1 protein-coding gene is annotated in these 1,351 nt (G+C 73.4%); it reads right to left on the bottom strand.

The window, feature by feature from the left end:
• A partial coding sequence (locus RWX45_RS02700) for an ABC transporter transmembrane domain-containing protein (RefSeq protein ID WP_316022249.1) occupies positions 1–1,351 on the bottom strand: 1,351 nt, incomplete at both ends.

Below are 1,351 nucleotides of genomic sequence, written 5' to 3'. Positions count from 1 at the left end.
GGGTCAGCGCGGGTGCGCCGCCCCCGGCGGCGGGTCCGGCATCGCCGTGGGCTCCGGCAGCGGCTCCGGTGCGGATGACGTCGGCCACGTCGCGGGGGCCCGTCAGGGGGATGTCGTCGCCGAGGACTTCCTCGGCGAGCGTCCCGGCGAAGGCCTCGGCGTGAGCACCGGAGACGACGACGGTGCCGCGCACCTCCTCCAGGGCGGCGGTGCGCAGGTCCACGCCGCCCAGGGTGACGGGGGCGTCGTCGTCGGGGCGGCCGAGGCGCTCGGCCAGCGCGGCGGAGCGGGAGGAGTCGGCGCATACCAGGGCGGTCATCTTCCCGCCGCGCAGGACCACCCCGGAGGTGACGTCCACCAGGTCGCCGGTGGGGTCCAGGCGGGTCCCGGGCACAAGCCGCGCGTCGCTCGTCAGCGGGGCCACGGCCTCGATACGGGCCACCTTGCGGGCACCCACCCAGGCGCGGGTGGCGAACTGGATAAGATCGGCCATCACCCCCAGGGGGCCGACGAGGAAGGTGGTGTAGCCGTAGAAGGTCACCAGCTGTCCGGGGGTGATCGCACCGGTCAGGGCGGCGCGGGCGCCGGCCCCCACGACGACGGCGGTGAACACCATGGGCGCGCCCGCCTTGACGGTGGCCAGGAGCGCCTGCGTGGAGGCCACGCGGATACCGGCGTCACGCACCCGGCGGGAAGCCTGGACGTAACGGGCCGCATAGACGTCCTCCCCGCCGATGCCGCGCAGCACGCGCAAGCCGGAGACCGCGTCGGTGGTGATGGTGGACAGGCGCCCCTGCTCCTCGCGCTGCACCGACAGCCGCCGATTGAGCGGCCGGACGAAGGCCCCAACCAGAGCCAGCACGATGGGCAAGCCCACCAGCACCAGCAGGCCCAGCCCGATGGAGGTGCGCAGCATGAGCACTCCGACGACGACGACGCTGATCACCGCCCCGATGACGGTGACGACGAAGTACATGAGTGCGCCGATATTGTCCGCGTCATTGGTGATGGTGGCGACGACGTCGCCGCTGGCGATCTGGCGAGTGACGGCCCGCGAACGCAACCCGAGTCGGTGGGCGGCGCCGCGCATGGAGGGCTTCCAGGCGCTGGCCCAGGCGCCCATGCCGCTGGCTTCCTCGAGTCCGGCGGCCAACGATCCGAGGAGGCCCAGCGCGGTCAGCGCGAGCAGGCCGGGCAGCAGCCGACTGGTCAGCCCGGCTTGGAGCCCGGAATCGAGCAGGCGGCCGAGCAGAAGCGGCACCAACGCCTGCGCGACGTAGGAGACGGTTGCCACCACGACACCCAGGGCGATGGCGGGCAGGCTCATGCGGGTGACGGTGCGCAGCAGACC

The sequence above is a fragment of the Actinomyces sp. MRS3W genome, assembly GCF_032465695.1.
In the GTDB taxonomy this organism is placed as follows: Bacteria; Actinomycetota; Actinomycetes; order Actinomycetales; family Actinomycetaceae; genus Actinomyces.
The sequence above is the reverse complement of the archived record's forward strand: the minus strand, read 5'-3'. Positions and strand labels throughout refer to the sequence as shown.